This is a genomic window from Paenibacillus chungangensis (genome assembly GCF_042675905.1).
Lineage (GTDB): Bacteria > Bacillota > Bacilli > Paenibacillales > Paenibacillaceae > Pristimantibacillus > Pristimantibacillus chungangensis.
The window spans coordinates 36433-58518 of sequence record NZ_JBHTJZ010000067.1; the positions used below are offsets into that span (position 1 = coordinate 36433).

The window sequence follows — 22086 nt, forward strand, 5'->3', positions numbered from 1 at the left end:
GATATTGGACAATAAAGGATTACTTCTTTTATTGTCTGATAAACTAAAATCGATTTGGAGAGATCACTAAAATGAAGTCATTTTTTTGTATAGGAATAAAGAGCGTAATTCTACTAATCTTACCAACCTTGTTTATAGCATCTTGTGATGATATCAATAATAATATTTCTAAAGTTACGTTTAGTGAGCAATTGACAAAAAATTCAAACGACGAAATAATTAATGCGTTTTTTTTTGAACCTTTATATTTAGAAAAACGATTAGATGCAGACGATGTAGTTGAATATGCAGAAATGTTAATAAATAATCAACTCATTGTGAATGAAAAGATAAAAAATGAGGTGAGATATGATATTTCAACTATTGATTGGAATATGACAGTGACGCAATCACCTAATACTTACTCATTGTATCTTCATACTCTCAGGCCAGTGTATTATCTGGTAAAAGCGTACGAGATTACAAATAACGATAAATATCTGCAAACGGCCAACTTAATGGTGGAATCATGGGTTGATTATGACCAGACAACTACTAATAAAAATCGTTATACATGGTATGATCATTCTGTATCGGAACGAACGGAAAATATCTTATATTTTGCAGTAGTATTAAGACAAACTAATCCACAAAACACGAATTTAGATGATCTGATTGAAAAACATGCTGAATGGTTAAAGAATGACAAGAACTATGTTAGCAAACATAATCATGGTATATTCGAAGATGGAGCATTAATTAAAGCTGGTTACTACCTTAATAATAAAGAGTATATTAATCATGCAATTGATAGGATAGACTCACAATTAAAGTATGCTTTTCCAAATAAGTATGTTCATATTGAAAATTCATTTGGATATCATATGGGGATAATGTCGTATCTTTCAAATATGATAAGTTTTTTAAAAAATGTCCAAGACGATTATGTAACTGAAGCAACAAACTATTTAAATGGTGCAATAGAATTTCTAATATATGCACATAAACCAAATTTAACAGTTCCATTAACTGGTGATACATTAGGTTTATTAAAGAACGAGGGCAAGATTAAGAACAATTATGGTAACAAGAATTTAGAATATGTACAAACTCAAGGGAAAAGTGGAGAAATGCCAAAGGATTTAACTAAGATTTTTCTAAGAGATGGGTATGTCATTTTTAGAGAGCATTGGAATAACGTGAACTTTGATCAATCTACATGGCTCATGTTTAAATCGGGTTTCCAATCGAGTACACATAAACATCCAGACGATTTGTCATTATCCTTATATTCTAAAGGTCATGATATATTTATTGATCCAGGAATGTATAATTATATGGTAGGGAATAATATTCATGATTTTATGAACAACGCAACTGCTCATAATATAGTTAACGTAGCAAACCATTCGTATACAATAAGTATGTTTAATTCTCGAAAGACAGGCATTCACAGTTTCAGTAGATTACCAGGTTATCAGAGGGTTACAGGATATAATAATATATATCCTAATGTATCCATTGATAGAAGTATAGCTTATATCAATGGAAATCACTTCATAATAATAGATGATATACAATCAAATAATATTAACACATATACCCAAACATTTCATTTATCTAATGAAGTAGAAATTCAGCAATTGAACAAAGCAGATACAGTATTATCATTGATTAATAATGAATATTCTGTATTAATCCAGCAACTGGTGGAGGTTGACAATGTTTATAGTTACCATGGATTTGATGATCCTGATCGAATAAGTCTAGTATCAGCTGGTCTTAATTCTGTGATTGAAAGCACAACAATACAGTTTAGCAAGAGTGGTTCCTCAGAAAAGTTTATTACCTCTGTTAGAATTATTAAAAATGATGATTTAGGTCATTTCATAAATAATAAACCGATACTAACAAATCAAGGTATACACTTTGATAAGTTTGAGATAAGTGTGGATAGCAGAGAGAGAGTACCAGAACCAGAGATTGATGTGAAGATAGATGGAAATATAGTTACTTTGAGGAATAACGCAGGATCAAAATCTGAAGAGCTTGCGTATAGTTTTTACTTGTTAAATAAGGATACCGGTAAGAAAGAACTTGCATCTACATCATACTCAAATATTAACGAAATTACATTTGAACTCGACAAAGAAAAATCATACGCAGTTATTTCTTATACAAGAAATAATGCTATGGAAACAAAAAGAAAACTTGTTGGTTTTCTGAAATATATAGAGACTACTTTTATCTTTGAAAAAGTAGCGCCACAAGAACCTGAAATACTTAATAAGACGGTAGCAGTAACTGTGGAGAATAAATATAAATTTACAGTTGAGCTTGGCAACATGAATCAGTATTCATCAAAATGGTATATTTACCGAAATGGAGCTAGTTATGATTTCATTTCCAATAATTCAAATTCTATTGAATACACGTTTACTGAGCCTGGTACATATACTTGTATTTACCGAATTAATGATATATATTTCGGCGAGGTTGAATACGGTAACTTTGATCAAATAACTATAAAATAATGTAGGGGATACGATGAATAATATAATGATTCTTGGGAGCTGTGTTTCTAGAGATATATTTCGAGTATCACAAGTCAAAGTTAATGTTAACTATTTTGCGAGAAGCTCGTTTATCAGCTTGATGTCAGAACCTATTTTAATTGATGAAAGCATGTTGGAGTTAGAGTCGAAATTCCAAAAGAACATGATTTTAGCAGACTTCAATAATAGTTTTTTTGATAATGTAATAGTCAACAGTTTTGATTACTTAATTATTGATCTGATTGATGAACGTTTTGATCTATATTGTATTGATAACAGTTATATTACTCGATCTGTTGAACTGATTAATTCTAAAATAATAGATTATTATTTTTCTAAAGCAGATCATATAAAATGAAGGATGGAGTCTACTCACAAGTTGTGGGAAAATTGCTGTCACGAATTTCTTGATAAATTATTGAGTATAGTTCCAGAAAATAAAATAATATTGCATGAGGCATATTGGTCTGAAAATTATTGGGATGAAGATGTGCTTGAACGGTTTCCAGACAGTAAAATAAATGAAATAGCATATATGAATCAGATGTTAAAAAGATACTATAATATCTTTAAAAGTAGAGTTTCCAATGTGAGAATAATTCATGCTGAAACTTGCAGTGATGCAAAACATGTGTGGGGACTTAGTCCATATCACTTTAATGATGATTATTATCATAATATATATGAACAATTAGAAGCCTTAGATCAATAGGAAAAGGAGGCCCCCATGAAAGGAATCATCCTTGCAGGAGGGACGGGTTCACGCTTATACCCGCTCACGAAGGTGACGAATAAACATCTGCTGCCGGTGGGGCGGTATCCCATGATCTTCCATGCTATTGCCAAGCTGGAGGAAGCCGGTATACGGGACATCCTCATTGTGACGGGCAAGGAGCATATGGGCGATGTGGTCAGCCTTCTCGGCAGCGGTACGGACTTCGGTCTCTCCTTCACCTACAAGGTACAGGATGATGCCGGAGGAATCGCGCAAGCGCTGGGGCTGGCCGAACACTTTGTCCAAGATGACCGCATGGTCGTTATTCTCGGAGACAATGTGTTTCAAGATTCAATTGCGCCATTTGTTCACAATTATTCTCAGCAAGAGTGTGGCGCGAAGATCCTTATTCAGAAGGTACCCGATCCCCATCGGTTCGGCGTACCCGAGCTGTCTGAGAATCGGATATTGTCAATTGAGGAAAAGCCAAGTTCACCTAAAAGCAGCTATGCTGTAACTGGCGTGTATATGTACGATCACAAGGTATTCGATATTATTCGAAGTCTTCAGCCTTCGGCAAGAGGCGAACTGGAGATTACGGATGTGAACAATGCGTATATTGCAAGAGGCGAGTTGTCATATGATGTGTTGACACAGTGGTGGAGTGATGCAGGAACCCACGCTTCCTACAGCAAAGCCAATGAGCTCGCGAAGGATATTGTCTACAGTGCCAAATTTGGTACGATGAAATTGTAGGATGGCGGTGAGTGAATGAAGCTGCAGGAGACAAGCTTACCAGGAGTAATGCTCATTGAACCTAAAGTCTACTCCGATCATCGCGGTTTCTTTATGGAAAGCTATAACTTCGAGCAGTTCGCCGAACATGGGGTGAACACAAGCTTCATGCAAGATAATCATTCTCTGTCTAAGGACGTCCATGTGCTTAGAGGGCTTCATTATCAGTTGCATCCCAAGGCGCAGTGCAAGCTTGTGAGGGTAACTGCCGGGGAAATCATGGATGTCGTATTGGATATGCGAAGAGGCTCGCCAACCTACGGGCAATGGGCGAGCTTCGTGCTGTCGGCGGATAATAAGCTGCAATTATATGTTCCAGCAGGCTTCGCGCATGGCTTCTGCACACTAGTGCCGAATACGCAGGTACAATATAAGGTGGATGCGCCTTATTCTCCCCAGCATGATCGTGGAATTCGTTGGGATGATCCTGCGCTCAGTATTCCATGGCCGACTAGTTCGCCCATCTTGTCAGAGAAGGATAAGCATCATCCGACCTTGGCAGAAGCGGAATTGAACTTTGATTACGGAGAGGGAGAGTGACAGTGAGGCTATTAATAACTGGCGGTGCCGGGTTTATAGGTAGCAATTTCATACACTACATGCTGAAGCATTATCCTTCCTATCTATTGATCAATGTCGATGCGCTTACGTACGCCGGCAATCCCGATAACTTAAGCGCGATTGAACAGAGCAAGCGGTACACGTTCGTGCATGCGGATATTAACGATCGCTTGAAGCTGGAGCCCCTCTTTCGAGAGGGGCTCGATGCAGTAATTAACTTTGCGGCGGAATCGCACGTGGATCGGAGTATTAAGGAGCCGGATATATTCGTGAAGAGCAACGTGCTCGGCACGCAGACGCTGCTTGACTTGTCCAAGCAATATAGCGTCAGCAAGTTCGTCCAAGTCTCGACTGACGAAGTGTATGGCACTCTTGGAGATACGGGCTTGTTCACGGAGGACACGCCGCTTGCGCCCAATAGTCCTTATTCCGCAAGTAAGGCGGGAGCAGATCTGTTGGTGCGTTCGTATCATGAAACGTTCGGGCTGAATGTGAACATTACACGCTGCTCCAACAATTACGGTCCCTATCAATTTCCGGAGAAGCTGATCCCACTCATGATTCATCGAGCGCTGAAGAATCTGTCGCTGCCTGTATATGGTAATGGACTTCACGTACGTGATTGGCTCTATGTGGAGGATCATTGCAGCGCGATTGATTTGGTTTTGCATAAAGGCGTAAGCGGTGAAGTGTATAATATTGGCGGCCGCAATGAACGGAATAATTTGCAGGTGGTGCGGACTATACTGGAGACGCTGGGCAAGCCGGAATCGCTCATCGCTTTCGTAGAAGATCGGCTGGGACATGACCGCCGTTATGCTATTGATGCGGACAAGATTCGCAGGGAGCTTGGCTGGGAGCCGAGGCACAATTATGAGAGCGGAATAAAGGCAACGATTGACTGGTATATTCGGAATGAGCAATGGACGAACGATTGCCTGACTGGCGCATATCAGACGAAGCAGTAGCAGACGACACGCTGTTACACTTCAAGCATACAAGACATGTGCAGAAGGGAGGCCTGCAAACTTGAAAAAGTCAACCTATAAAATCGCCATAACAGGAGCCGGAGGAATGCTGGGAAAGGAACTGGTACTGCTTGCGAGCCCTGGCGTGACGATGATTCCGCTCACTCGGCAAGAGCTGGATATTACGGATGCGCAACAGTGCATGAGCGTGTTCCAGCAGTTGCAGCCCGATGCCATTATCCATTGCGCAGCTTATACAGCCGTGGATCAAGCCGAAGCTGATGAAGCGGAAGCATATCGCATTAACGCCGAAGGTACGCGGAATGTGGCGGAGGCAGCGCGACAAGCAGGGGCCAAGCTTATATACATCAGCACGGATTACGTCTTCGACGGAACGGCTTCAACCCCCTACTCGGCTTATTCCTCGACTCATCCCAGGTCGGTTTACGGCAAGTCCAAGCTTGCGGGAGAGCGTGCGGTTCAAGCAACGTTGCCGCAGCATTTTATTGTACGAACGTCTTGGGTGTTCGGCAAGCATGGGAATAACTTTGTAACTACGATGCTGAAGCTGGCGGAGAAGCGGGATGTCTTGAAGGTCGTGAACGATCAGATTGGTAGTCCGACCTATACGCACGATTTAGCTCGCTTTCTTGTCGAATTGGCTCGCAGCGAAGCTTATGGCGTCTACCAGGCAACGAATGAGGGCAACTGCTCATGGTACGTGTTTGCGAAGGCTATATTCGAATTGTGTCCCGATGCGCCGAAGGTGGAGCTGCTGCCATGCACGACGGAGGAATTTCCGCGGCCAGCGCCCAGACCAGCCTATTCGGTACTGGATGGGCATGAATTGGCAGAGCGGGGATTTCAGCCTCTTCGTCCTTGGAGAGAGGCGCTGCAGCACTATTTTACGGAAGGATAAGTGAGGGGTGTCCATGTCTGCTCCAACAGTTAGTGTATGCATCGTTACTTATAATAGCGCGAATGATATCGGAGCGTGCCTCGAGGCGGTCTCCCGGCAGAGCATCCCGGTATCTATCGTCATCGTCGATAACGCTTCCGTCGATCATACGCTAGAGGCGATAAGCGAGAATAGAACCGATATGCCTATCAAGCTCATACAAAATGAAGTGAACAATGGATTCGCAGGGGGGCAAAACCAAGCAATCGGGGCGACGAATAGCGACTATGCGCTTGTCCTGAATCCCGATGTACGCCTGGAGCCGAACTATGTGGAGAAGCTGGTCGATTGGATGGAACAGCATCCGGAGACCGGCAGCGCGACTGGTCAGCTCGTACGGGCTGATCGTCCGGATCTGATTGACAGCACTGGCCTTGCTATAGGGCTATCTCGCAACGCGAAAGATCGGGGGGCGGGAGAAGCAGCAATCAATTGGAATGATGACGCAGAGGTTTTCGGCGTATCTGGAGCGGCGTCCCTCTATTCGCGTCGTATGATTGAAGCGATCTCTCTCGATGGTGAATTTTTTGACGAGCAATTCTTTGCTTACAAAGAGGATGTGGATGTCGCTTGGCGGGCACAGCGGCTGGGGTGGAAGTCGTATTATATCCCTGCGGCCAAGGCACTACATGCTCGTGGCTGGAAGAAGGGCGGCAGAAGCTCGATTCCACTATTCATCAGACAGCACTCCTATATGAATCGCTTCTATACGCTGCTGAAGAACGAGTCTATCGGCTGGCATCTGCTGCTTGTCGTTCCTGTCGTTCTGGCACTGGAAGGAGTGAAGCTGGGCTACATTTTGCTTCGAGAGCCCGCGCTCCTGAAGTGTGTGCCTACATTCATGAAGACAATACCGAGTATGCTACGTAAGCGAAGAATGATCAATCGGCTATCGCGACAGCTTTCCTAATAGATTGGTTTTCTTCCAATCTCTCATTTGGTACAATGATGGTAGTTGTAGAGTTATCGAACTATGATAGAATGCGGGTGGGTACAGCTTATGCTGCGACAAAATCAGCGCTTTTTGACACAATTATATATGCTGGCTGATCTGCTATGTACGCTTCTCGTTTTTCTGACGGCGTACTGGATCAAGTTTGAAAGCGACTGGCTGACGCATGTGAAGTCGATCCCTTTCTCGACCTACCTGGTTTGGGGGACGGTGTATTCCTTCTCCGCTGTGCTGGTCGGTTTTTATGTGCAGTTTTATTCGCCGAAGCGTCGCAAAAATTTTTCCTATGACGTGCTGAAGATTATTCAGATTCAAACAGTCAGCTTTCTTGGCTTGCTAAGCTTGCTCTATTTCACGAACGAGTCGGACGTGTCCAGACAATTCCTGCTTATCTTCTTCTGCATGAACATCGTCGCTGTCTCCGCTTATCGCTATGGCGTGAAGCTGATTCTGTCGCACTTCCGGCGGAAGGGCTTCAACAAGCGGTTCGTGCTGATTATAGGAGCAGGCTCGCTAGGTCGCGGCTTCTATCAGAATCTGCAGCAGCACCCTGATCTGGGCTATGAAGTGGCGGGCTTTCTTGACGATTATCAGCGCGAGCATGCTCCGGATTACAGTCATATGAAGCCGATCATCGGCACGATTGACGATCTGCAGATGATGCTGGACAAGGGACCCATCGATGAAGTCATTATGGCGCTGCCTTTGGACGCGCACGGGAAGTACGCGCAGATTATCGATATTTGCGAGCGGTCAGGCGTAAAGACACTTATCATTCCGGATTACTTCGATCTGCTTCCCGCCAGGCCATACTTCGACAATTTCGCAGGCATTCCGCTTATTAACGTGCGTGACGTACCGCTAGATGAACTAGGCAACAGACTATTGAAGCGTTCATTTGATCTGCTATTCTCTCTACTTGCTATTATTCTTACGTCGCCCGTGATGCTATTCATTGTGCTAGGTATCAAGCTCACTTCTCCTGGTCCTGTCTTGTTCAAGCAGGAACGGATGGGGCTTGACCGCAAGTCGTTCTATATGTACAAATTTCGCTCCATGCACGTCTCGGCCTCGCGGGTGTCCGATACGCAGTGGACGGTGGAGAACGATCCCAGACGTACCGTCTTCGGTTCGTTCCTCAGACGAACGAGTCTGGATGAGCTTCCACAGTTTTTCAATGTGCTGTTCGGTCAGATGAGCGTCGTGGGGCCAAGGCCGGAGAGACCTTATTTCGTTCATCAATTTAAAGAAGACATCCCGAAGTACATGATCAAGCATCAGATTCGTCCCGGCATTACAGGCTGGGCGCAAGCGAACGGGCTTCGCGGGGATACATCCATTAAAGAACGGATTATGCACGATATTTTCTACATAGAGAACTGGACGTTCATCTTCGACTTGAAAATTATTGTGAAGACTATCGTGAAGGGCCTGATGAACAAAAATGCTTATTAATTCTGTATCGCCATCAGGTACCGTATCCATCATAATCCCTACGTTGAATGCAGGCGATGAGCTGACAGAGCTGTTGGAGAGGCTTTGGCGGGGGACGGTAAGACCGAAGGAAATTATCGTCATCGATTCCGAGTCGGAGGACGGCACGCCGATAAGAGCGAAGAAGGCAGGCGCTCAGGTGTTGACGATCAAGCGTACGGAGTTCGATCATGGAGGAGCGCGCAACCGGGCGGCAGCGTGCGCAACCGGCGACATTCTCATGTTCATGACGCAGGATGCGATGCCCCATGATGACGAACTGATCGGACGGCTCATTCAGCCCTTGCTGGCCACCTCCCCGGATGAGCTGCCGCCCCCTGGCCGTACCGTTATGAGTTATGCCAGGCAGCTTCCCAGAGACGATGCCCATCTTCTGGAGCGGCTGGCACGTGAGCATAACTACCCGTCTCAATCATCGGTGAAGTCATTGGATCAGCTTGATGAATATGGACTTCGCACCTTTTTTTGTTCGAATGTGTGCTCAGCCATACGACGTGATATCTTTCAGATGATGGGTGGCTTTCAGGAGCCGGTACTCTTCAATGAAGATATGTTCATGGCGGCCAGATGCATACTTACCGGCTATGCCATCGCTTATTGCGGCGATGCGAATGTGGTCCATTCGCACAATTATTCCGTGAGACAGCAGTTCAACCGCTACTTTGATAACGGCGCGTCGATGCGGCTGAATGCATGGATTACGTCGTACAGCTCTGTTGGCGGTGCAGGATCCTCTCTGGTGCGCTATCAGTTGAAGGGGCTTTCGGAGAGCGGCAAGCTCTATGCTCTGCCAAGGTTAATCGCGGAATCGGCAGCGAAGCTGATCGGCTACAAGCTGGGCTTGCATCATCGTAAGCTACCAAGATTCCTTACTCGGCGTATCAGCATGCACAAGTTGATCTGGCATCATATCGAGGAACGATCCGATGTGAAGGCAGACAGCGCCATGTAATCAATAACGTTATATAACGATTACAGCACACCTTTAATTGAGGTGTGTTTTTCGTTATTCCATTCGGGAATAGGCACTACCCCATCCGCTTAAACTAAGCTGTGGTTAATGGCGGTAAAGCGAAGAGGTGAGGTGTTGGCATGATGGCTGCCTGGCTTACGCTATTGTTCTCGGCTTATATATTGCAGATTGTCGTCATCCTGCTGCTGGAATACCGCAGGCAGGCTCATATGACCGCATGGCTGTTCATTGTGCTTCTATGCCCCTTTGTCGGCTTTGCCGCATACATGCTGTTGGGCAGCCCATATGTCAAGAAGAGAGCGCGCGACAGGTGGCAACTGGAGTGCTGTGAGCACTTAGGAGAGGGTCGTCAGACCCAAGACTCTGGCGACAAAATAGCAATATCCTGTGAGGAGGAAGCCTATCGACAACGTCTGCTTCATGTGTTGGAGAAGCTGTCGCCATTCCCGTTGCGAGTCGGCAACAGAGGCAGGGTATTGACTGATGGCGAAGCAACGTTCGATGCGATCGAGACGGCAATGAAGCGAGCTGAGCATCATATCCATCTGGATTATTACACGATTCGTCATGACAGTGTGGGCAAGCGATTCTTACAGACGTTGACCGACAAGGCGCGTGAAGGCGTGAAGGTGCGCGTGCTTTATGACGGTATTGGCAGCATGCATCTGGAACAGTCATTTATAGAGGAGCTGCAGCGTGCCGGAGCCAGCACAAGCTGCTTTTCACCTGCAAAAGGCTTGCTTCGTGGCAGGCTTAATTATCGCAACCACCGCAAAATTGTTGTCGTGGACGGCGTAACGGGCTTCCTAGGCGGCATTAACATCGGGGACGAATATATCGGCCTGGACCCGAAGCTTGGCTTCTGGCGGGATACGCATCTGCAACTGACAGGAGAAGCCGTCTATGACTTGCAGCGTCTGTTCATGAGCGATTGGCGCATGGCCACCGGGGAATCATGGCAGGACCTCGCATCGTATTGGCCAGATCAATCGCGTCCGGACAAGGCAGGCGGAGAGGTTATCATCGTGCCTGGCACACCGGGGATGGAAGATCAGAAAATTGTGGAAGTGCTCGTTGCCGCTATATCAGCCGCAACTACGAGAATTTACGCGGCAACACCGTACTTCATCCCGGACCCTGCCATTGCCGCAGCGCTTCGCATCGCAGCGCGAACTGGCGTCGATGTGCGTCTCATCATTCCCGGCAGAAGCGATTCCAGGCTCGTCCTGCTGGCTACGTTGTCCCATATTACAGATATGCTGGAAGCGGGCGTGAAGGTGTATCGCTATGGCAAAGGCTTCATTCATAGCAAGGTCATGATTGTCGATGAGATGTTGGCTTCTGTTGGAACGGCTAATCTGGATATGCGAAGCTTTTACAGCAATTATGAGCTGCTGGCCTTGCTGTTCGACAAAGCGCTCATTTCTCGACTGGAGAACGATTTCATGCAGGATCTGCAAAATTCCGCAAAGGTGGATGCCGATGCTTTCTCTGCACGTTCCAGGAAGCAGAAGCTCGCGGAAGCCGTTATGCACATCGTGTCCCCTCTGCTGTAACGGATGCATGAATCCAGCGGACTGAGGGCATATTGTGGTCAAGGCAATACAATCGATATTAGCCAGGAGGGATACCATGAGAGAGCAGGAAGCCATGTCCGCTGACCCTAAGAAGGAAGCGAAGGAGCCTTATGTAGAAGGGCGCGACGATTATTTTATGGATGTGGACCGTATGATCAATGAAGGGCTGGGCGGCGGCAATGTCACGATGCATAACGGTCTCATTGAAGAGACGACGACGGATACGATGGATGATGAATAGAAGGGAGCGGTAATATGGATGTGCAGCGTGCGAAAGAGATCTATCAGTTCGAAGGAACGATTCCCGTTCATCTGGAGGGCGACTCCGTCTGGATTGAAAATGTGGATGAAGCAAACGGCATGGCGACAGTGACAGTGGGCAACAATCCCGTCAATACAAAAACCGTTTCGGTTGAGCATTTGAAGGAAGCAAAGGAATAGGTTGCGGAAAATCCGGGCTGCACAGTGATGAAATGGGCTGATGCCTCCCGGATTTTTCATGCTTGATTATGCTGCATGCCTCGCCATTTACGCGCCATATGCATCCCGGAACGCTTTACATAATCGGGCCGGTTCGATGTCCCACAGCTCGGCGATTTCCGGAGCAACATGCTCCTCCCACCAATCCGCCTGCTTTTTCCGGTTGTTTTGTTGCTCTACAATCCAGGCCATATTGGCCAGCACTTTTTTGAAATAGAGCTCTGCTGCCGCTTCCATCTTGTTTCTGGGTACCCAGTGATTCAGACGCTTGGCCGTCCGGTACAGTTCGTTTTGGCATGCTCTGCGCACTTTGCGCGCAGTAGGCAACTGCTGCTGATGTTTTTGTCCATTTGAATTCATGGCTTAGTCGCCCCTCCCTATTTCTCATCCATATGCATAGAGGTCTGGAATGGTCACATTGTTGGAGGCGACGATGACGGCCAACGACAATTGTGGAAGAGGCTGCTCATGATATGGTAGAATAGCAGGGGGGAAAAGGCTGGTATTATGGTAGCGGAGGTAAGGAATGGAGAATTGGATTACCGATATTATGGAGCAGTACGGGTATTTTGGCATTTTGCTTATGATTGCGCTGGAAAATCTTTTTCCGCCGATTCCTTCGGAAGTCATTCTGACATTCGGGGGCTTCATGACGATCAACACGTCGCTAACGCCGTTCGGTGTCATCATCGTGGCGACGGTGGGCTCGCTTGTCGGCGCCATCATCTTGTATTTCATCGGTCGCTGGCTAGATGTGGAGCGTCTGGAGCGGATTATCGACCGTTGGGGCGGTATTCTGCGGGTGAAGAAGGAGGACATTCGAAGGGCGGATGCCTGGTTCGACAAGTATGGCTATTGGGCGGTATTCCTGTGCAGAATGGTTCCGCTAATCCGAAGTCTGATCTCGCTTCCCGCCGGCATGTCCGGCATGCGTCTGGCTCCGTTCCTGTTCTTCACAACGATCGGAACGCTCATATGGAATACGATTCTGGTCATGTTGGGTACCATGGTAGGAGATAACTGGAATGATATTGTGGCGTTCATGGATGTATATTCCAATATTGTATACGGTATTATTGCCCTTGTCGCTATCGTCGTTATCTATATGTATATTCGCAGGGCCAGGAAATTCTAGTATAATGAATCACATACATAGTAATGGAAAGAGGGATATCGATGAGCAAAAGCATTGCTGACAAGCTTGGCAAAGGGATAAGCCCGCAGCAATTTCTCGATGGCATGACGAAAAACAAAGAGCAATTCGTAGATTGGATGGAGCAATTCAACTGGCCTAGCTCAGATGATCGGGAATTCTTCGAGTCGCTCAACAATCGGGACGACCTTCGCTGCCTCATACTGATGGCGGAGTGGTGTGGCGACGTGGTGCGCAATGTGCCGGCCGTATTCGGAGCGCTGGAGGTATCCGGTATCCCTACGGAGGTGCTTATTATGGAAGATCATCTGGATACGATGGATCAGTTCCTAACTATGGGCGGCCGCGGCATTCCGATCGTCATATTCGCGGATACCGGCGGCGCGGTGCTGGGTCAATGGGGGCCGCGTCCGAAGCATGTGCAAGAAGCCATGATTGCGTTCAAGACGGCGAATCCCGATCGAGAGGCGGCTGACTATCAGGAGAAGCTGGCGGAGACACGACAGGAGATCATGCGTCGTTATGGCGATGGCCCCGGCTATCAAGCGGATGTCGTGCAGGAGCTGCGCGAGCTGCTGGAGAGCTTCTGAGCGATGATGATGGAAGCGACATTCAACATAGAAGCCTACTCCTTGGGACCGCTGCAGACGAACTGCTATCTGCTTACCGTGACAGACGGGGAGCAGGAGCGAGGCATTATTATTGATCCCGGCATGTATGCCGGAAGACTGGCGGAACGGCTGAAGAGCGTCAAGCTGGAGGCGATCTTGCTGACGCACGCCCACTTCGATCATATGGGCGGAGTCGACGATGTTCGCAAGCTGTCCGACGCGCCTGTCTATATTCACGATCTGGAAGCGGACTGGCTTACCGATCCACGTAAGAACGGGTCTATGCGCTGGCAGGATGTGACGCCTCCGCTATCGACAGATGCTGCGGAATATGCGCTTGACGAGGGACAGACCTTGGACTTCATCGGTCATTCGTTCCAGGTCATGCATACGCCGGGGCATTCTCCCGGCAGTGTAAGCTTTCTGTGCGGGCAGCATCTCTTCTCCGGCGATGTGCTGTTCAGGCAGTCGGTCGGCCGGACGGATCTTCCGGGAGGCAAGGAGCGCGATCTCTACGATTCCATTAATCTGAAGCTGTACAAGCTTCCTGCCGACACGATTGTCTATCCCGGCCATGGGGGGCGGACGACGATCGGCTACGAGATGGCGAATAATCCCTATACGGCATAACTGGAAGCATTCCCGACCAAGCAGGAAGGGAATGCTTCTCTAATCTTCACTGACTATTCTAAAAGAGGACGGTGTAATTCCATTGACGCATACGATAGAGCAGGAGACGAACGGTAAGGTGCAGTTGTCTGATGAAGAGAGAGCGGCTGAGCTTGCCAGAATCATGAGCGGCATAGCCGCTGAGAGTACGATTCCCATTAGCAAAGTGAAAGCGGCTGTCTCTCTGATGGACGAAGGGAATACCATCCCGTTCATTGCCCGATACCGCAAGGAGATGACGGGAGAGCTGGATGAGAATCAGCTCCGGCTTATTGAGGAGAAGCTGCAATATATGCGCAATCTGGAAGAGCGCAAGCGCGAGGTTATCCGCCTGATCCATGAGCAAGGCAAGTTAACGGACGAACTGCGCACCGGTATAGAACGTTCCGTCAAGCTGCAGGAGGTCGAGGACCTGTATCGTCCGTACCGTCAGAAGCGGAAGACGCGCGCCAGCGTGGCGAAGGAGAAGGGACTTGAGCCGCTCGCTCAGTGGCTGTGGTCGCAGCCTCGCCAAGGCGATCCGTTAGCAGAAGCCGCTGCCTATGTGAATGAAGAGAAAGGGGTGGCTACTGCTGAAGATGCGCTGCAAGGAGCAATGGATATTCTGGCGGAGAACTTCGCCGACGATGCATCGATTCGTTCCTGGGTGCGGAAGTTCACCTTCGATCAGTCTTCGCTTCGTACGGAAGCGAGGAATGCCGATGAAGAATCTGTATATGAGATGTATTACAGCTATCAGGAGTCAGTGCGGAAGCTGCCTCCGCATCGTGTGCTGGCTATTAACCGCGGCGAGCGCGAAGAGGTGCTGCGCGTATCGTTCGATACGCCTGTGGATCGCATCCACGAGCATATAAAGCGCAAGCTGCTCAGGAACGGAACGGCGGCAGAGGTGCGTCAGACGCTGGAGGCGGTCATCGAAGATGCCTACAAGCGTCTAATCGCTCCTTCGATCGAACGTGAGGTGCGAGCGGAGCTGACAGAGAAGGCGGAGGAGCATGCCATTACGATCTTCTCTGAGAATCTTCGCAACCTGCTGCTTCAGCCTCCGGTGCGAGGCAAAGTTGTGCTTGGCGTCGATCCCGCTTATCGTACCGGCTGCAAGCTGGCCGTCGTGGACGATACGGGAAAGCTGATGGAAGTGGCGGTATGTTATCCGACGCCTCCTAACAATCGGGTCGCCGAAGCGGAGAAGCTGGTAGGCGGCTTTATCGACAAGTATAAGGTGGAGCTGATTGTCATTGGCAACGGCACGGCATCGCGTGAGACAGAGCAGTTCATCGCCGGCCTGATCGGCAAGCGGGGTTCCTCCGAATTGCAATATATTATCGTCAATGAAGCGGGGGCGAGTGTATATTCCGCCTCTAAGCTGGCAGCGGAGGAATTCCCGAAGCTGGACGTGGCGGAGCGCAGCGCGGTCTCTATCGCTCGCCGTCTGCAGGACCCGCTGGCCGAGCTCGTCAAGATCGAGCCGAAGGCGATCGGTGTCGGCCAATACCAGCATGACGTCAGCCAGAAGCGGCTGGATGAGAGCCTCGGCGGCGTCGTGGAGTCTGCTGTTAACCATGTCGGGGTCGATGTGAACACGGCGTCTGCATCGCTGCTCGCATACGTCGCAGGGGTCAACGCTACCGTGGCGAAGAATATCGTGAAGTACCGCGAGGAGAACGGCCGCTTCCAGAAGCGGGCACAGCTGCAGAAGGTGCCGCGGCTCGGAGCGAAGTCCTATGAGCAGTGCATCGGCTTCCTGCGCATTCCGGAAGCGGCTAACCCGCTGGATCATACGCCGATTCACCCGGAATCGTACACAGTCGTCGACGAGCTGTTCAAGCAGCTAGGACTGAAGCTGACCGATCTGCGGTCGGACAGTGTGCGGGAGCAGCTGACGGCAATCGAAGTGGAGACAAAGGCAGCCGACCTCGGCGTGGGTGTGCCTACGCTGCGGGACATTATCGACAGCTTGCTGAAGCCGGGACGCGATCCGCGTGAGGAGCTGCCTCCGCCGATATTCCATACCGATGTGTTGAATATTGAGGATCTTACGCCTGGAATGGAGCTGCAGGGCACGGTGCGCAATGTTATTGACTTCGGTGCATTCGTCGACATCGGCATTAAAAATGACGGGCTCGTCCATATCTCCCAGCTCAGCGACCGATACGTCAAGCATCCTATGGACGTCGTGTCCGTCGGCGACAATGTGACGGTATGGGTGCTCAGCGCAGATGTGAAGAAAGGCCGCGTCAGCTTGACGATGAAGAAGTCTCAGGGCTAAATTGTCTATAGTCGGGGCAAGTGTAGCCTTCACCTCGTCCTGTTGAAGAAACTCAGCGCGATATTGTTCATTTCAAAAATTTGTTACTTAATATCATTTAGTTAGTTAATTGACATTCCTCTGAAGGGTGATTATACTGTAAAGGTGAAAGTTACAGTTAGCATGCCAAACAATAATAGCTTCGAGGAGGATTCAAAATTGACAACATTAGTAGATTCGAAACAACAAATAAATGAACAAGAGGCGGCGTTTATCGATGTGCTGGAAGGCCGTCGTTCCGTTCGTAAATATGATAGCAGCTATGTGATTCCGGAAGAGGAGATTCGCGAGCTGTTGGCAACGGCGACGAAGGCGCCGTCTTCATCCAACATGCAGCCTTGGCGTTTTCTTGTCGTGACGGATGCTGAGCTGAAGCAGAAGCTGCTTCCGATCGCGTGGAATCAGCAGCAAGTTGTCGAAGCTTCCGCCATCGTCATTGTGATGGCCGACTTGGAGATGTATGAGAGAGCCGAGGATATTTACAGCTCGGCGGCTGCAGCAGGCTATATGACAGAAGAAATAAAGAACACGATGATTACTAACTCCACAAATCTGTACAAAGGTCTTCCGGTTGAACGTCTGAAGGAAATTGTCGTCTTCGACACAGGATTGGTCGCTATGCAGCTTATGCTTGCAGCCCGTGCCAAAGGCTACGACTCCGTGCCGATGGGCGGCTATGACCGTGACGCTGTGAGAGCCATGTTCAGCATCCCGGATCGCTACTTACCGACATTGATGCTGCCGATCGGTAAAGCTGCCGCTCCGGGACATCCTACGACACGTCTGGCGGTAGAGGACATTACGTTCTTTAACGGAATGTGAGCGGGCATTATCACTCATCTTCGCATGATACGTCAGGGGAACGATTAACTGGAAAAAGTACAGGTAGATTTCGCTTTTTCTGAGTTTTCTAGCCGAAATGGCTAAAACAACTGTAGCTTTTCCAGTTAGATCTGGAAAAACAAGCGAATCTAGCGCAATGAACTGTAGCTTTTCCAGTTACCGGTCACGTTTAGCCCTCTGTTGTCTGCGTTGTTATCATGGTTCATTCAATGGTTCAACTAATATAGACATAAGTCGGGCTCCTTCTTGTATGAAGGAGCCCGACTTTTTTAATGGATTTGAATTTTCGTTATGGAGCTGCTTCAATTCATGCTCACACACATCTTCCACAAGCATCGATACAAGCATTGCTCATGGTATGAACGTTTCACTCTGTTTCTTTGGAGTCTGCTTCGTCCGGTAGAAATACCAGCAATCGTTCAGCAGCTTGATCTGCCGCCGATCCTTCTGCAGGAATGCCCGCATCAGTTGATTGCAAAGCCATTGTGGCATGCGCATCGTCCACCTCCCGCGCCTTAACCTGTTGTTCTATTACCATATGGGCAAGGGAGGGCTTCTGTGCATGTCTGTTGCAAATAACGGTGAATAACTCCATCTCAAACATAGCTTATTGTTCACTTCACGAAGCCGACATTTCTATAATCTTCGCATCAAACTTAAAGCCCTGCCTGCTCCTCTTCCTCCATCTCCTCGTACCATTGCTCCAACTGCGCTTGGAGAGCGCGGATCTCGGTAAGCAAGGAGATAAGAGGGTAGGACTTCTCCTGGATGGAAGCGAAGCTCTGCTCCAGTTCATTCATATAGATTAGTCCGTGGTGGATATTAATGTTCTTGTCATGCAGATCGACGTTGTCGCATTCCGCGATGGCAAAAGGTAAAGCGGGTACACCTTCCGCAGTCAATTTATCGATTTCTTTATGAAGACGCAAGTTCAGCGCACTAAGCTGGTAGGCGTGTGACTGCGGCATCTCCACGAAGCTGACCTCGTTTTGTTGTCTCATAAGTACGTAGCGCATCGTTGCCATAATCGTATAGCTCTCCCCTTTACATGAATTGCTTTCGCATCCTAATTCCTACTTGACAGTGTAGCCTATAGCAGCGTTACAATTCAAGTAGTTTGGGGGAGTATAACAATGGATAATGAACAACTGCAACAATGGGTGGAGCGGGTGTCGATAGCTTGCTTCGGTCGGCCGTTTCTCCATAAGGCAACATTTAATGCACGTCTAAAGGCGACCGGGGGACGTTATTTTACGGGCTCGCATCATATTGAGATCAGTCCGCATCAGTTGCAAGCCTTCGGGGCGGAGGAGACGGAGAAAATCATCAAGCACGAGTTGTGTCATTATCATCTCCATATATTGAACAGAGGATACAGGCATCGCGATCAAGACTTCAAGCAATTGTTGGCGCATGTAGGCGGATCCCGATATTGTCAGACCCTCCCCGAGAGGTCTCAGAGCAAGGTTAGTGCTTATAAATACAAGTTAAAGTGCGAAAGCTGCGGCATGGAGTATTTGCGCAAGCGAAGAATGAATCCTGCACGCTATGCGTGCGGCAAATGCCGTGGGAAATTAATGCTACTTATGCTTGACAATAAGGGGAAGGCGTGATAAATTATTAATTGTTCGCTTTGATTGTTCCCTGATAGCTCAGTTGGTAGAGCACACGGCTGTTAACCGTGTTGTCACAGGTTCGAGTCCTGTTCGGGGAGCCATTCTCTGGAGAAGTACCCAAGTGGCTCAAGGGGACCCTCTGCTAAGGGGTTAGACTGCGTAAGTGGTGCGAGGGTTCGAATCCCTCCTTCTCCGCCACATTATTTCTTTACAAGACATCAGGATTGACGGCAAGACCGTTCAACGGTCTTTTTTATTTCGTTCAAGCTTATTGAGTGGACATAATGCCAGGTGATGGAAGAGAAATAAGACAAAAAAAGATTGCAAAATTGAGGACAGGTTGTTATAATAATTCTTGTCGCTCAAGAGCGAATGATGTGTAAAGGTAACATACGGCCCGTTGGTCAAGGGGTTAAGACACCTCCCTTTCACGGAGGTAACAGGGGTTCGAATCCCCTACGGGTCACCAACCATTCTTAAAGTGAAGCAGCTCTTGTGAGTTCGTTTCAATCATCATGAGAGCCATTAGCTCAGTTGGTAGAGCACCTGACTTTTAATCAGGGTGTCGAAGGTTCGAGTCCTTCATGGCTCACCAGTTTTCTTCTTTCGTGAAGAGAGCCGGAATGAATGAAGGATGGCAATAACCCTTAACGTGCGGTAGTGGTGGAATGGCAGACACGCTATCTTGAGGGGGTAGTGGGCGTATGCCCGTGGAGGTTCGAGTCCTCTCTACCGCATACATGGAAAAGTCCTTGCGAAGCAAGGGCTTTTTTGTTTTGTTCAAAGTTACTAAGCGTGAATTTGGTTACTAGTGCATTAAATAATTATTGAACAGTTGGCGGAAACTACGGAAGAGATTGCGGCTAACAAAGCAGAGATAAACAAGCGGGATATCAAGAATAAGTTATTCAAGAAAAGTGTATTTAAGATATTACCTCTTCGATTCCCTGACTACGATACAATTGTCAGCAACGAGGGCGTTACGTACATCTATCCACAGTCATTCACGATTGATTGGGATAACTATCAGATTTTTATCGTATACTCCCCTGATTCTGTTTGGACCAAACGCTGGATTGTAGTGTTTGACCTTAATTCTGGAGACTACATTAGTTGTTTCCATGCGGGAGACGCAGGAGGCGAGGGCATTGTCGTTAAGATGGAGGGTGCTGACAGATATCTATATGTTAAATCATCGGGAACGTCACTCGGGAAATATCTAATCAACACGCTACCTTCGAACCTAACTACACTTTCTGCGACATCGATCGCAGAAGTTGGGCTTAATCTTAACTTCAGTTACCGTAATGGTAAGTGGCTAGTTGAGCAGACTGGAGCCCCGCTAGGAGCTACTATAAGGCGAAGTAATTTCACACTTTTCGATGATACCTTTTCCAGGATTGGGACATTAACGATTGATCCCTCCATTGGTGGTCTTTTCGAAGGTGATTACTCTGACTACGTCCCCAAAAGGCAAGGGTTAGCCCTAGCTGATGGTTATATTGTGCAAAAGACAGGAGGCTATTACGAGAAAGGGACAACACCAATCCCGTTGTCATACAATGGCATTATGATACTTAATTCTGATGGTACACTTAGAGACTCGGGATTGATTAACCCGAAGCTTATGCTTAGTGCGATAGAAGACGCGGGGTATCCATGCGATCGAATAGAGTCCGAGGGCGCTCACATTGCCCCGAACGGTGATTTATACTCTATGATTGTCTATCAGGGTCGTATGATGAGTGAATCAACCGCAACAGGCCTTATGATATTTAAGGAAATGGATGATGAGTCAAGCGGATTCGATTTTTCTTCTAGCGGAATCAACTGGCAGTCATATAATCCGGCAGCAATAGAAGCTGGAGTGTTCCCGCGTAGCGGAGACGGAAAGTTATACAATCCACTGACGGGCGATCTACTTGATACGCTGGAAAAGATATGCGATTTCATGAAAGGGACTGATATAAGGACATTCTCATTTTACAGTTCTTCAGTCACGATCAAAGACATCGGTGGTTCAAATATAGCGGCCAGCAAGTTGGTTGTTATTCAAAATGCAAACAACTCTACCTTTTTTATGGATTATTACAGTAACCCAACTTGTAATAAATACATCATTTATGGTAGTAGCGGGTCTAGGACGCAGACTGAAATTTACAGCGCTTCGGCGCCATAAGCAAAAGGATACCTCCGCTTTGAAGGCATCCTTTTGCTTCGTTAATTAAGTTTACTAAAAAGCATGTTCAGAAACATTAACTGTTCAGGGACTGAATTCCTTGAAACCTCTGGGTGAGAATTTACCATCTTGTCTACCATATCGATCACCTTTATTTTATCTTTGTTCAACTTAAGCACTTGCTCATAGTTAAACTTGACGTTCCGAGAACAGATTATATATTTTTCATTATCTGCACAGTTATTTAAACTTTTGTTGATAGAATCTGTTAAATCTTCTTTCCGGAGGTCTTTTAAAAAGTGGTAGTCATTTTTACTGTTATAATGTCCCAAGTGTAATATCGGATCGACCGCAACAACTTTTAAATCTAAAGCACTTCCATGATATATGGACCCGGTACCGCCCTTCGATACTCCGTACAGGACAACATTTTCTTTATCAATTTCCAATTTTGAAATAACCTTCGTTATCGCATTTTGAATGTCCTTTTCGTAGTTTTTATAATTGATAGTGTTAATATAGTGAGATCCATGGGAGCAGTTTAGATCCATAATTCTCATTGTATACACGTTTTTGACTAAGCTTCTTTCGATGCGGGTCTGTCAAGTATTTTGTGTAAACTCTATCAAATAAATCAATGGATGAACGGTTTAACGCGCTCTTCAAAGCGGATGGACAACTGGAGGAGGATTTGTCCCCA

22 protein-coding genes, 5 tRNA genes and 1 pseudogene are annotated in these 22086 nt (G+C 47.3%); 24 read left to right on the forward strand and 4 right to left on the reverse strand.

Annotated elements, in window-relative coordinates; translation table 11 throughout:
* The first annotated feature begins 71 nt into the window (after positions 1-71).
* The 12 genes and pseudogenes from ACFQ2I_RS21005 to ACFQ2I_RS21060 all read left to right on the forward strand — a co-directional run bounded on the left by ACFQ2I_RS21005 (position 72) and on the right by ACFQ2I_RS21060 (position 11968).
* Positions 72-2513, forward strand: a complete 2442-nt coding sequence (locus tag ACFQ2I_RS21005; RefSeq protein ID WP_377567771.1) for a heparinase II/III domain-containing protein — start codon at positions 72-74, stop codon at positions 2511-2513.
* Positions 2514-2538: 25 nt separating this feature from the next.
* Positions 2539-3246, forward strand: a pseudogene (locus ACFQ2I_RS21010) (DUF6270 domain-containing protein).
* Positions 3247-3261: 15 nt separating this feature from the next.
* On the forward strand, positions 3262-4005 hold the full coding sequence (locus tag ACFQ2I_RS21015) for a sugar phosphate nucleotidyltransferase (RefSeq protein ID WP_377567773.1): 744 nt from the start codon (positions 3262-3264) through the stop codon (positions 4003-4005).
* A gap of 15 nt (positions 4006-4020) precedes the next feature.
* Positions 4021-4584, forward strand: coding sequence for a dTDP-4-dehydrorhamnose 3,5-epimerase (gene rfbC, locus ACFQ2I_RS21020; RefSeq protein WP_377567775.1), 564 nt, complete (start codon positions 4021-4023; stop codon positions 4582-4584).
* A gap of 2 nt (positions 4585-4586) precedes the next feature.
* Positions 4587-5573, forward strand: coding sequence for a dTDP-glucose 4,6-dehydratase (gene rfbB, locus ACFQ2I_RS21025; RefSeq protein WP_377567777.1), 987 nt, complete (start codon positions 4587-4589; stop codon positions 5571-5573).
* 61 nt (positions 5574-5634) lie between these two features.
* Positions 5635-6492 (forward strand): dTDP-4-dehydrorhamnose reductase, encoded by an 858-nt coding sequence (gene rfbD / locus ACFQ2I_RS21030; protein ID WP_377567779.1) that lies wholly within the window; start codon positions 5635-5637, stop codon positions 6490-6492.
* 13 nt (positions 6493-6505) lie between these two features.
* Positions 6506-7441 carry a glycosyltransferase family 2 protein gene (locus tag ACFQ2I_RS21035; protein ID WP_377567781.1) on the forward strand — a complete coding sequence of 312 codons (936 nt, stop codon included), beginning with the start codon at positions 6506-6508 and terminating at the stop codon, positions 7439-7441.
* Between the two features lie 90 nt (positions 7442-7531).
* Positions 7532-8938 (forward strand): undecaprenyl-phosphate glucose phosphotransferase, encoded by a 1407-nt coding sequence (locus tag ACFQ2I_RS21040; RefSeq protein WP_377567783.1) that lies wholly within the window; start codon positions 7532-7534, stop codon positions 8936-8938.
* The gene (locus tag ACFQ2I_RS21045; RefSeq protein ID WP_377567785.1) at positions 8928-9929 is read left to right on the forward strand and encodes a glycosyltransferase family 2 protein; all 1002 of its coding nucleotides are present in this window, start codon (positions 8928-8930) and stop codon (positions 9927-9929) included. Before ACFQ2I_RS21040 ends, ACFQ2I_RS21045 begins: the two co-directional genes overlap by 11 nt.
* 140 nt (positions 9930-10069) lie before the next feature.
* Complete coding sequence (gene cls, locus ACFQ2I_RS21050) at positions 10070-11506, forward strand: cardiolipin synthase (RefSeq protein WP_377567787.1); 1437 nt, start codon at positions 10070-10072, stop codon at positions 11504-11506.
* 76 nt (positions 11507-11582) lie between these two features.
* Positions 11583-11768, forward strand: a complete 186-nt coding sequence (locus ACFQ2I_RS21055) for a hypothetical protein (RefSeq protein WP_377567814.1) — start codon at positions 11583-11585, stop codon at positions 11766-11768.
* 14 nt (positions 11769-11782) lie between these two features.
* Positions 11783-11968, forward strand: a complete 186-nt coding sequence (locus ACFQ2I_RS21060) for an H-type small acid-soluble spore protein (RefSeq protein ID WP_377567789.1) — start codon at positions 11783-11785, stop codon at positions 11966-11968.
* Between the two features lie 87 nt (positions 11969-12055).
* Here ACFQ2I_RS21060 and ACFQ2I_RS21065 read toward each other — a convergent pair whose 3' ends face one another.
* Positions 12056-12367: a dehydrogenase gene (locus ACFQ2I_RS21065; protein WP_377567791.1), complete on the reverse strand. Its 312-nt coding sequence runs from the start codon at positions 12365-12367 to the stop codon at positions 12056-12058.
* A 166-nt stretch (positions 12368-12533) separates the two neighbouring features.
* Here ACFQ2I_RS21065 and ACFQ2I_RS21070 point away from each other — a divergent pair, with 166 nt between their 5' ends.
* The 5 genes from ACFQ2I_RS21070 (at position 12534) to ACFQ2I_RS21090 (ending at position 17570) form a co-directional block, all read left to right on the forward strand.
* Positions 12534-13142: a DedA family protein gene (locus tag ACFQ2I_RS21070; protein ID WP_377567793.1), complete on the forward strand. Its 609-nt coding sequence runs from the start codon at positions 12534-12536 to the stop codon at positions 13140-13142.
* 41 nt (positions 13143-13183) lie between these two features.
* Entirely contained in the window at positions 13184-13750 is a 567-nt protein-coding gene (locus ACFQ2I_RS21075; RefSeq protein ID WP_377567795.1) for a thioredoxin family protein, read from the forward strand.
* Between the two features lie 3 nt (positions 13751-13753).
* A complete protein-coding gene (locus ACFQ2I_RS21080) occupies positions 13754-14401 on the forward strand; it encodes an MBL fold metallo-hydrolase (RefSeq protein ID WP_377567797.1) in 648 nt (215 codons plus the stop codon).
* Positions 14402-14564: 163 nt separating this feature from the next.
* On the forward strand, positions 14565-16709 hold the full coding sequence (locus ACFQ2I_RS21085) for a Tex family protein (protein WP_377567809.1): 2145 nt from the start codon (positions 14565-14567) through the stop codon (positions 16707-16709).
* A gap of 198 nt (positions 16710-16907) precedes the next feature.
* Positions 16908-17570, forward strand: coding sequence for a nitroreductase family protein (locus ACFQ2I_RS21090; protein WP_377567799.1), 663 nt, complete (start codon positions 16908-16910; stop codon positions 17568-17570).
* Positions 17571-17942: 372 nt separating this feature from the next.
* On the opposite strand, the gene cmpA is transcribed toward ACFQ2I_RS21090, so the two are convergent.
* Positions 17943-18083: a cortex morphogenetic protein CmpA gene (cmpA, locus tag ACFQ2I_RS21095; RefSeq protein WP_262677051.1), complete on the reverse strand. Its 141-nt coding sequence runs from the start codon at positions 18081-18083 to the stop codon at positions 17943-17945.
* Positions 18084-18247: 164 nt separating this feature from the next.
* A complete protein-coding gene (locus ACFQ2I_RS21100; protein ID WP_377567801.1) occupies positions 18248-18616 on the reverse strand; it encodes a hydrolase/acyltransferase in 369 nt (122 codons plus the stop codon).
* A 108-nt stretch (positions 18617-18724) separates the two neighbouring features.
* Between ACFQ2I_RS21100 and ACFQ2I_RS21105 the strand changes: the two genes are divergently transcribed.
* From ACFQ2I_RS21105 to ACFQ2I_RS21135, 7 genes are all read left to right on the forward strand, one after another.
* Positions 18725-19204, forward strand: a complete 480-nt coding sequence (locus ACFQ2I_RS21105; RefSeq protein ID WP_377567803.1) for a SprT family protein — start codon at positions 18725-18727, stop codon at positions 19202-19204.
* Between the two features lie 28 nt (positions 19205-19232).
* A tRNA-Asn gene (locus ACFQ2I_RS21110) sits at positions 19233-19308 on the forward strand.
* 6 nt (positions 19309-19314) lie between these two features.
* Positions 19315-19405: transfer RNA gene (locus ACFQ2I_RS21115), tRNA-Ser, on the forward strand.
* Between the two features lie 196 nt (positions 19406-19601).
* Positions 19602-19676 (forward strand) — tRNA-Glu (locus tag ACFQ2I_RS21120).
* A gap of 50 nt (positions 19677-19726) precedes the next feature.
* Positions 19727-19802: transfer RNA gene (locus ACFQ2I_RS21125), tRNA-Lys, on the forward strand.
* Between the two features lie 59 nt (positions 19803-19861).
* Positions 19862-19944 (forward strand) — tRNA-Leu (locus tag ACFQ2I_RS21130).
* 98 nt (positions 19945-20042) lie between these two features.
* Complete coding sequence (locus ACFQ2I_RS21135; protein ID WP_377567805.1) at positions 20043-21386, forward strand: hypothetical protein; 1344 nt, start codon at positions 20043-20045, stop codon at positions 21384-21386.
* 41 nt (positions 21387-21427) lie between these two features.
* On the opposite strand, the gene ACFQ2I_RS21140 is transcribed toward ACFQ2I_RS21135, so the two are convergent.
* Positions 21428-21979: an accessory Sec system protein Asp2 gene (locus tag ACFQ2I_RS21140; protein ID WP_377567812.1), complete on the reverse strand. Its 552-nt coding sequence runs from the start codon at positions 21977-21979 to the stop codon at positions 21428-21430.
* Positions 21980-22086: the final 107 nt, after the last annotated feature.

What these genes read in the sequence shown, in the direction of transcription:
- ACFQ2I_RS21005 (WP_377567771.1), top strand. Translation starts at nt 72, where the DNA reads ATGAAGTCATTTTTTTGTATAGGAATAAAGAGCGTAATTCTACTAATC.
- ACFQ2I_RS21015 (WP_377567773.1), top strand. Translation starts at nt 3,262, where the DNA reads ATGAAAGGAATCATCCTTGCAGGAGGGACGGGTTCACGCTTATACCCG.
- rfbC (WP_377567775.1), top strand. Translation starts at nt 4,021, where the DNA reads ATGAAGCTGCAGGAGACAAGCTTACCAGGAGTAATGCTCATTGAACCT.
- ACFQ2I_RS21035 (WP_377567781.1), top strand. Translation starts at nt 6,506, where the DNA reads ATGTCTGCTCCAACAGTTAGTGTATGCATCGTTACTTATAATAGCGCG.
- ACFQ2I_RS21040 (WP_377567783.1), top strand. Translation starts at nt 7,532, where the DNA reads ATGCTGCGACAAAATCAGCGCTTTTTGACACAATTATATATGCTGGCT.
- ACFQ2I_RS21045 (WP_377567785.1), top strand. Translation starts at nt 8,928, where the DNA reads ATGCTTATTAATTCTGTATCGCCATCAGGTACCGTATCCATCATAATC.
- cls (WP_377567787.1), top strand. Translation starts at nt 10,070, where the DNA reads ATGATGGCTGCCTGGCTTACGCTATTGTTCTCGGCTTATATATTGCAG.
- ACFQ2I_RS21055 (WP_377567814.1), top strand. Translation starts at nt 11,583, where the DNA reads ATGAGAGAGCAGGAAGCCATGTCCGCTGACCCTAAGAAGGAAGCGAAG.
- ACFQ2I_RS21060 (WP_377567789.1), top strand. Translation starts at nt 11,783, where the DNA reads ATGGATGTGCAGCGTGCGAAAGAGATCTATCAGTTCGAAGGAACGATT.
- ACFQ2I_RS21065 (WP_377567791.1), bottom strand. Translation starts at nt 12,367, where the DNA reads ATGAATTCAAATGGACAAAAACATCAGCAGCAGTTGCCTACTGCGCGC.
- ACFQ2I_RS21070 (WP_377567793.1), top strand. Translation starts at nt 12,534, where the DNA reads ATGGAGAATTGGATTACCGATATTATGGAGCAGTACGGGTATTTTGGC.
- ACFQ2I_RS21075 (WP_377567795.1), top strand. Translation starts at nt 13,184, where the DNA reads ATGAGCAAAAGCATTGCTGACAAGCTTGGCAAAGGGATAAGCCCGCAG.
- ACFQ2I_RS21080 (WP_377567797.1), top strand. Translation starts at nt 13,754, where the DNA reads ATGATGATGGAAGCGACATTCAACATAGAAGCCTACTCCTTGGGACCG.
- ACFQ2I_RS21085 (WP_377567809.1), top strand. Translation starts at nt 14,565, where the DNA reads ATGAGCGGCATAGCCGCTGAGAGTACGATTCCCATTAGCAAAGTGAAA.
- cmpA (WP_262677051.1), bottom strand. Translation starts at nt 18,083, where the DNA reads ATGCCACAATGGCTTTGCAATCAACTGATGCGGGCATTCCTGCAGAAG.
- ACFQ2I_RS21100 (WP_377567801.1), bottom strand. Translation starts at nt 18,616, where the DNA reads ATGGCAACGATGCGCTACGTACTTATGAGACAACAAAACGAGGTCAGC.
- ACFQ2I_RS21105 (WP_377567803.1), top strand. Translation starts at nt 18,725, where the DNA reads ATGGATAATGAACAACTGCAACAATGGGTGGAGCGGGTGTCGATAGCT.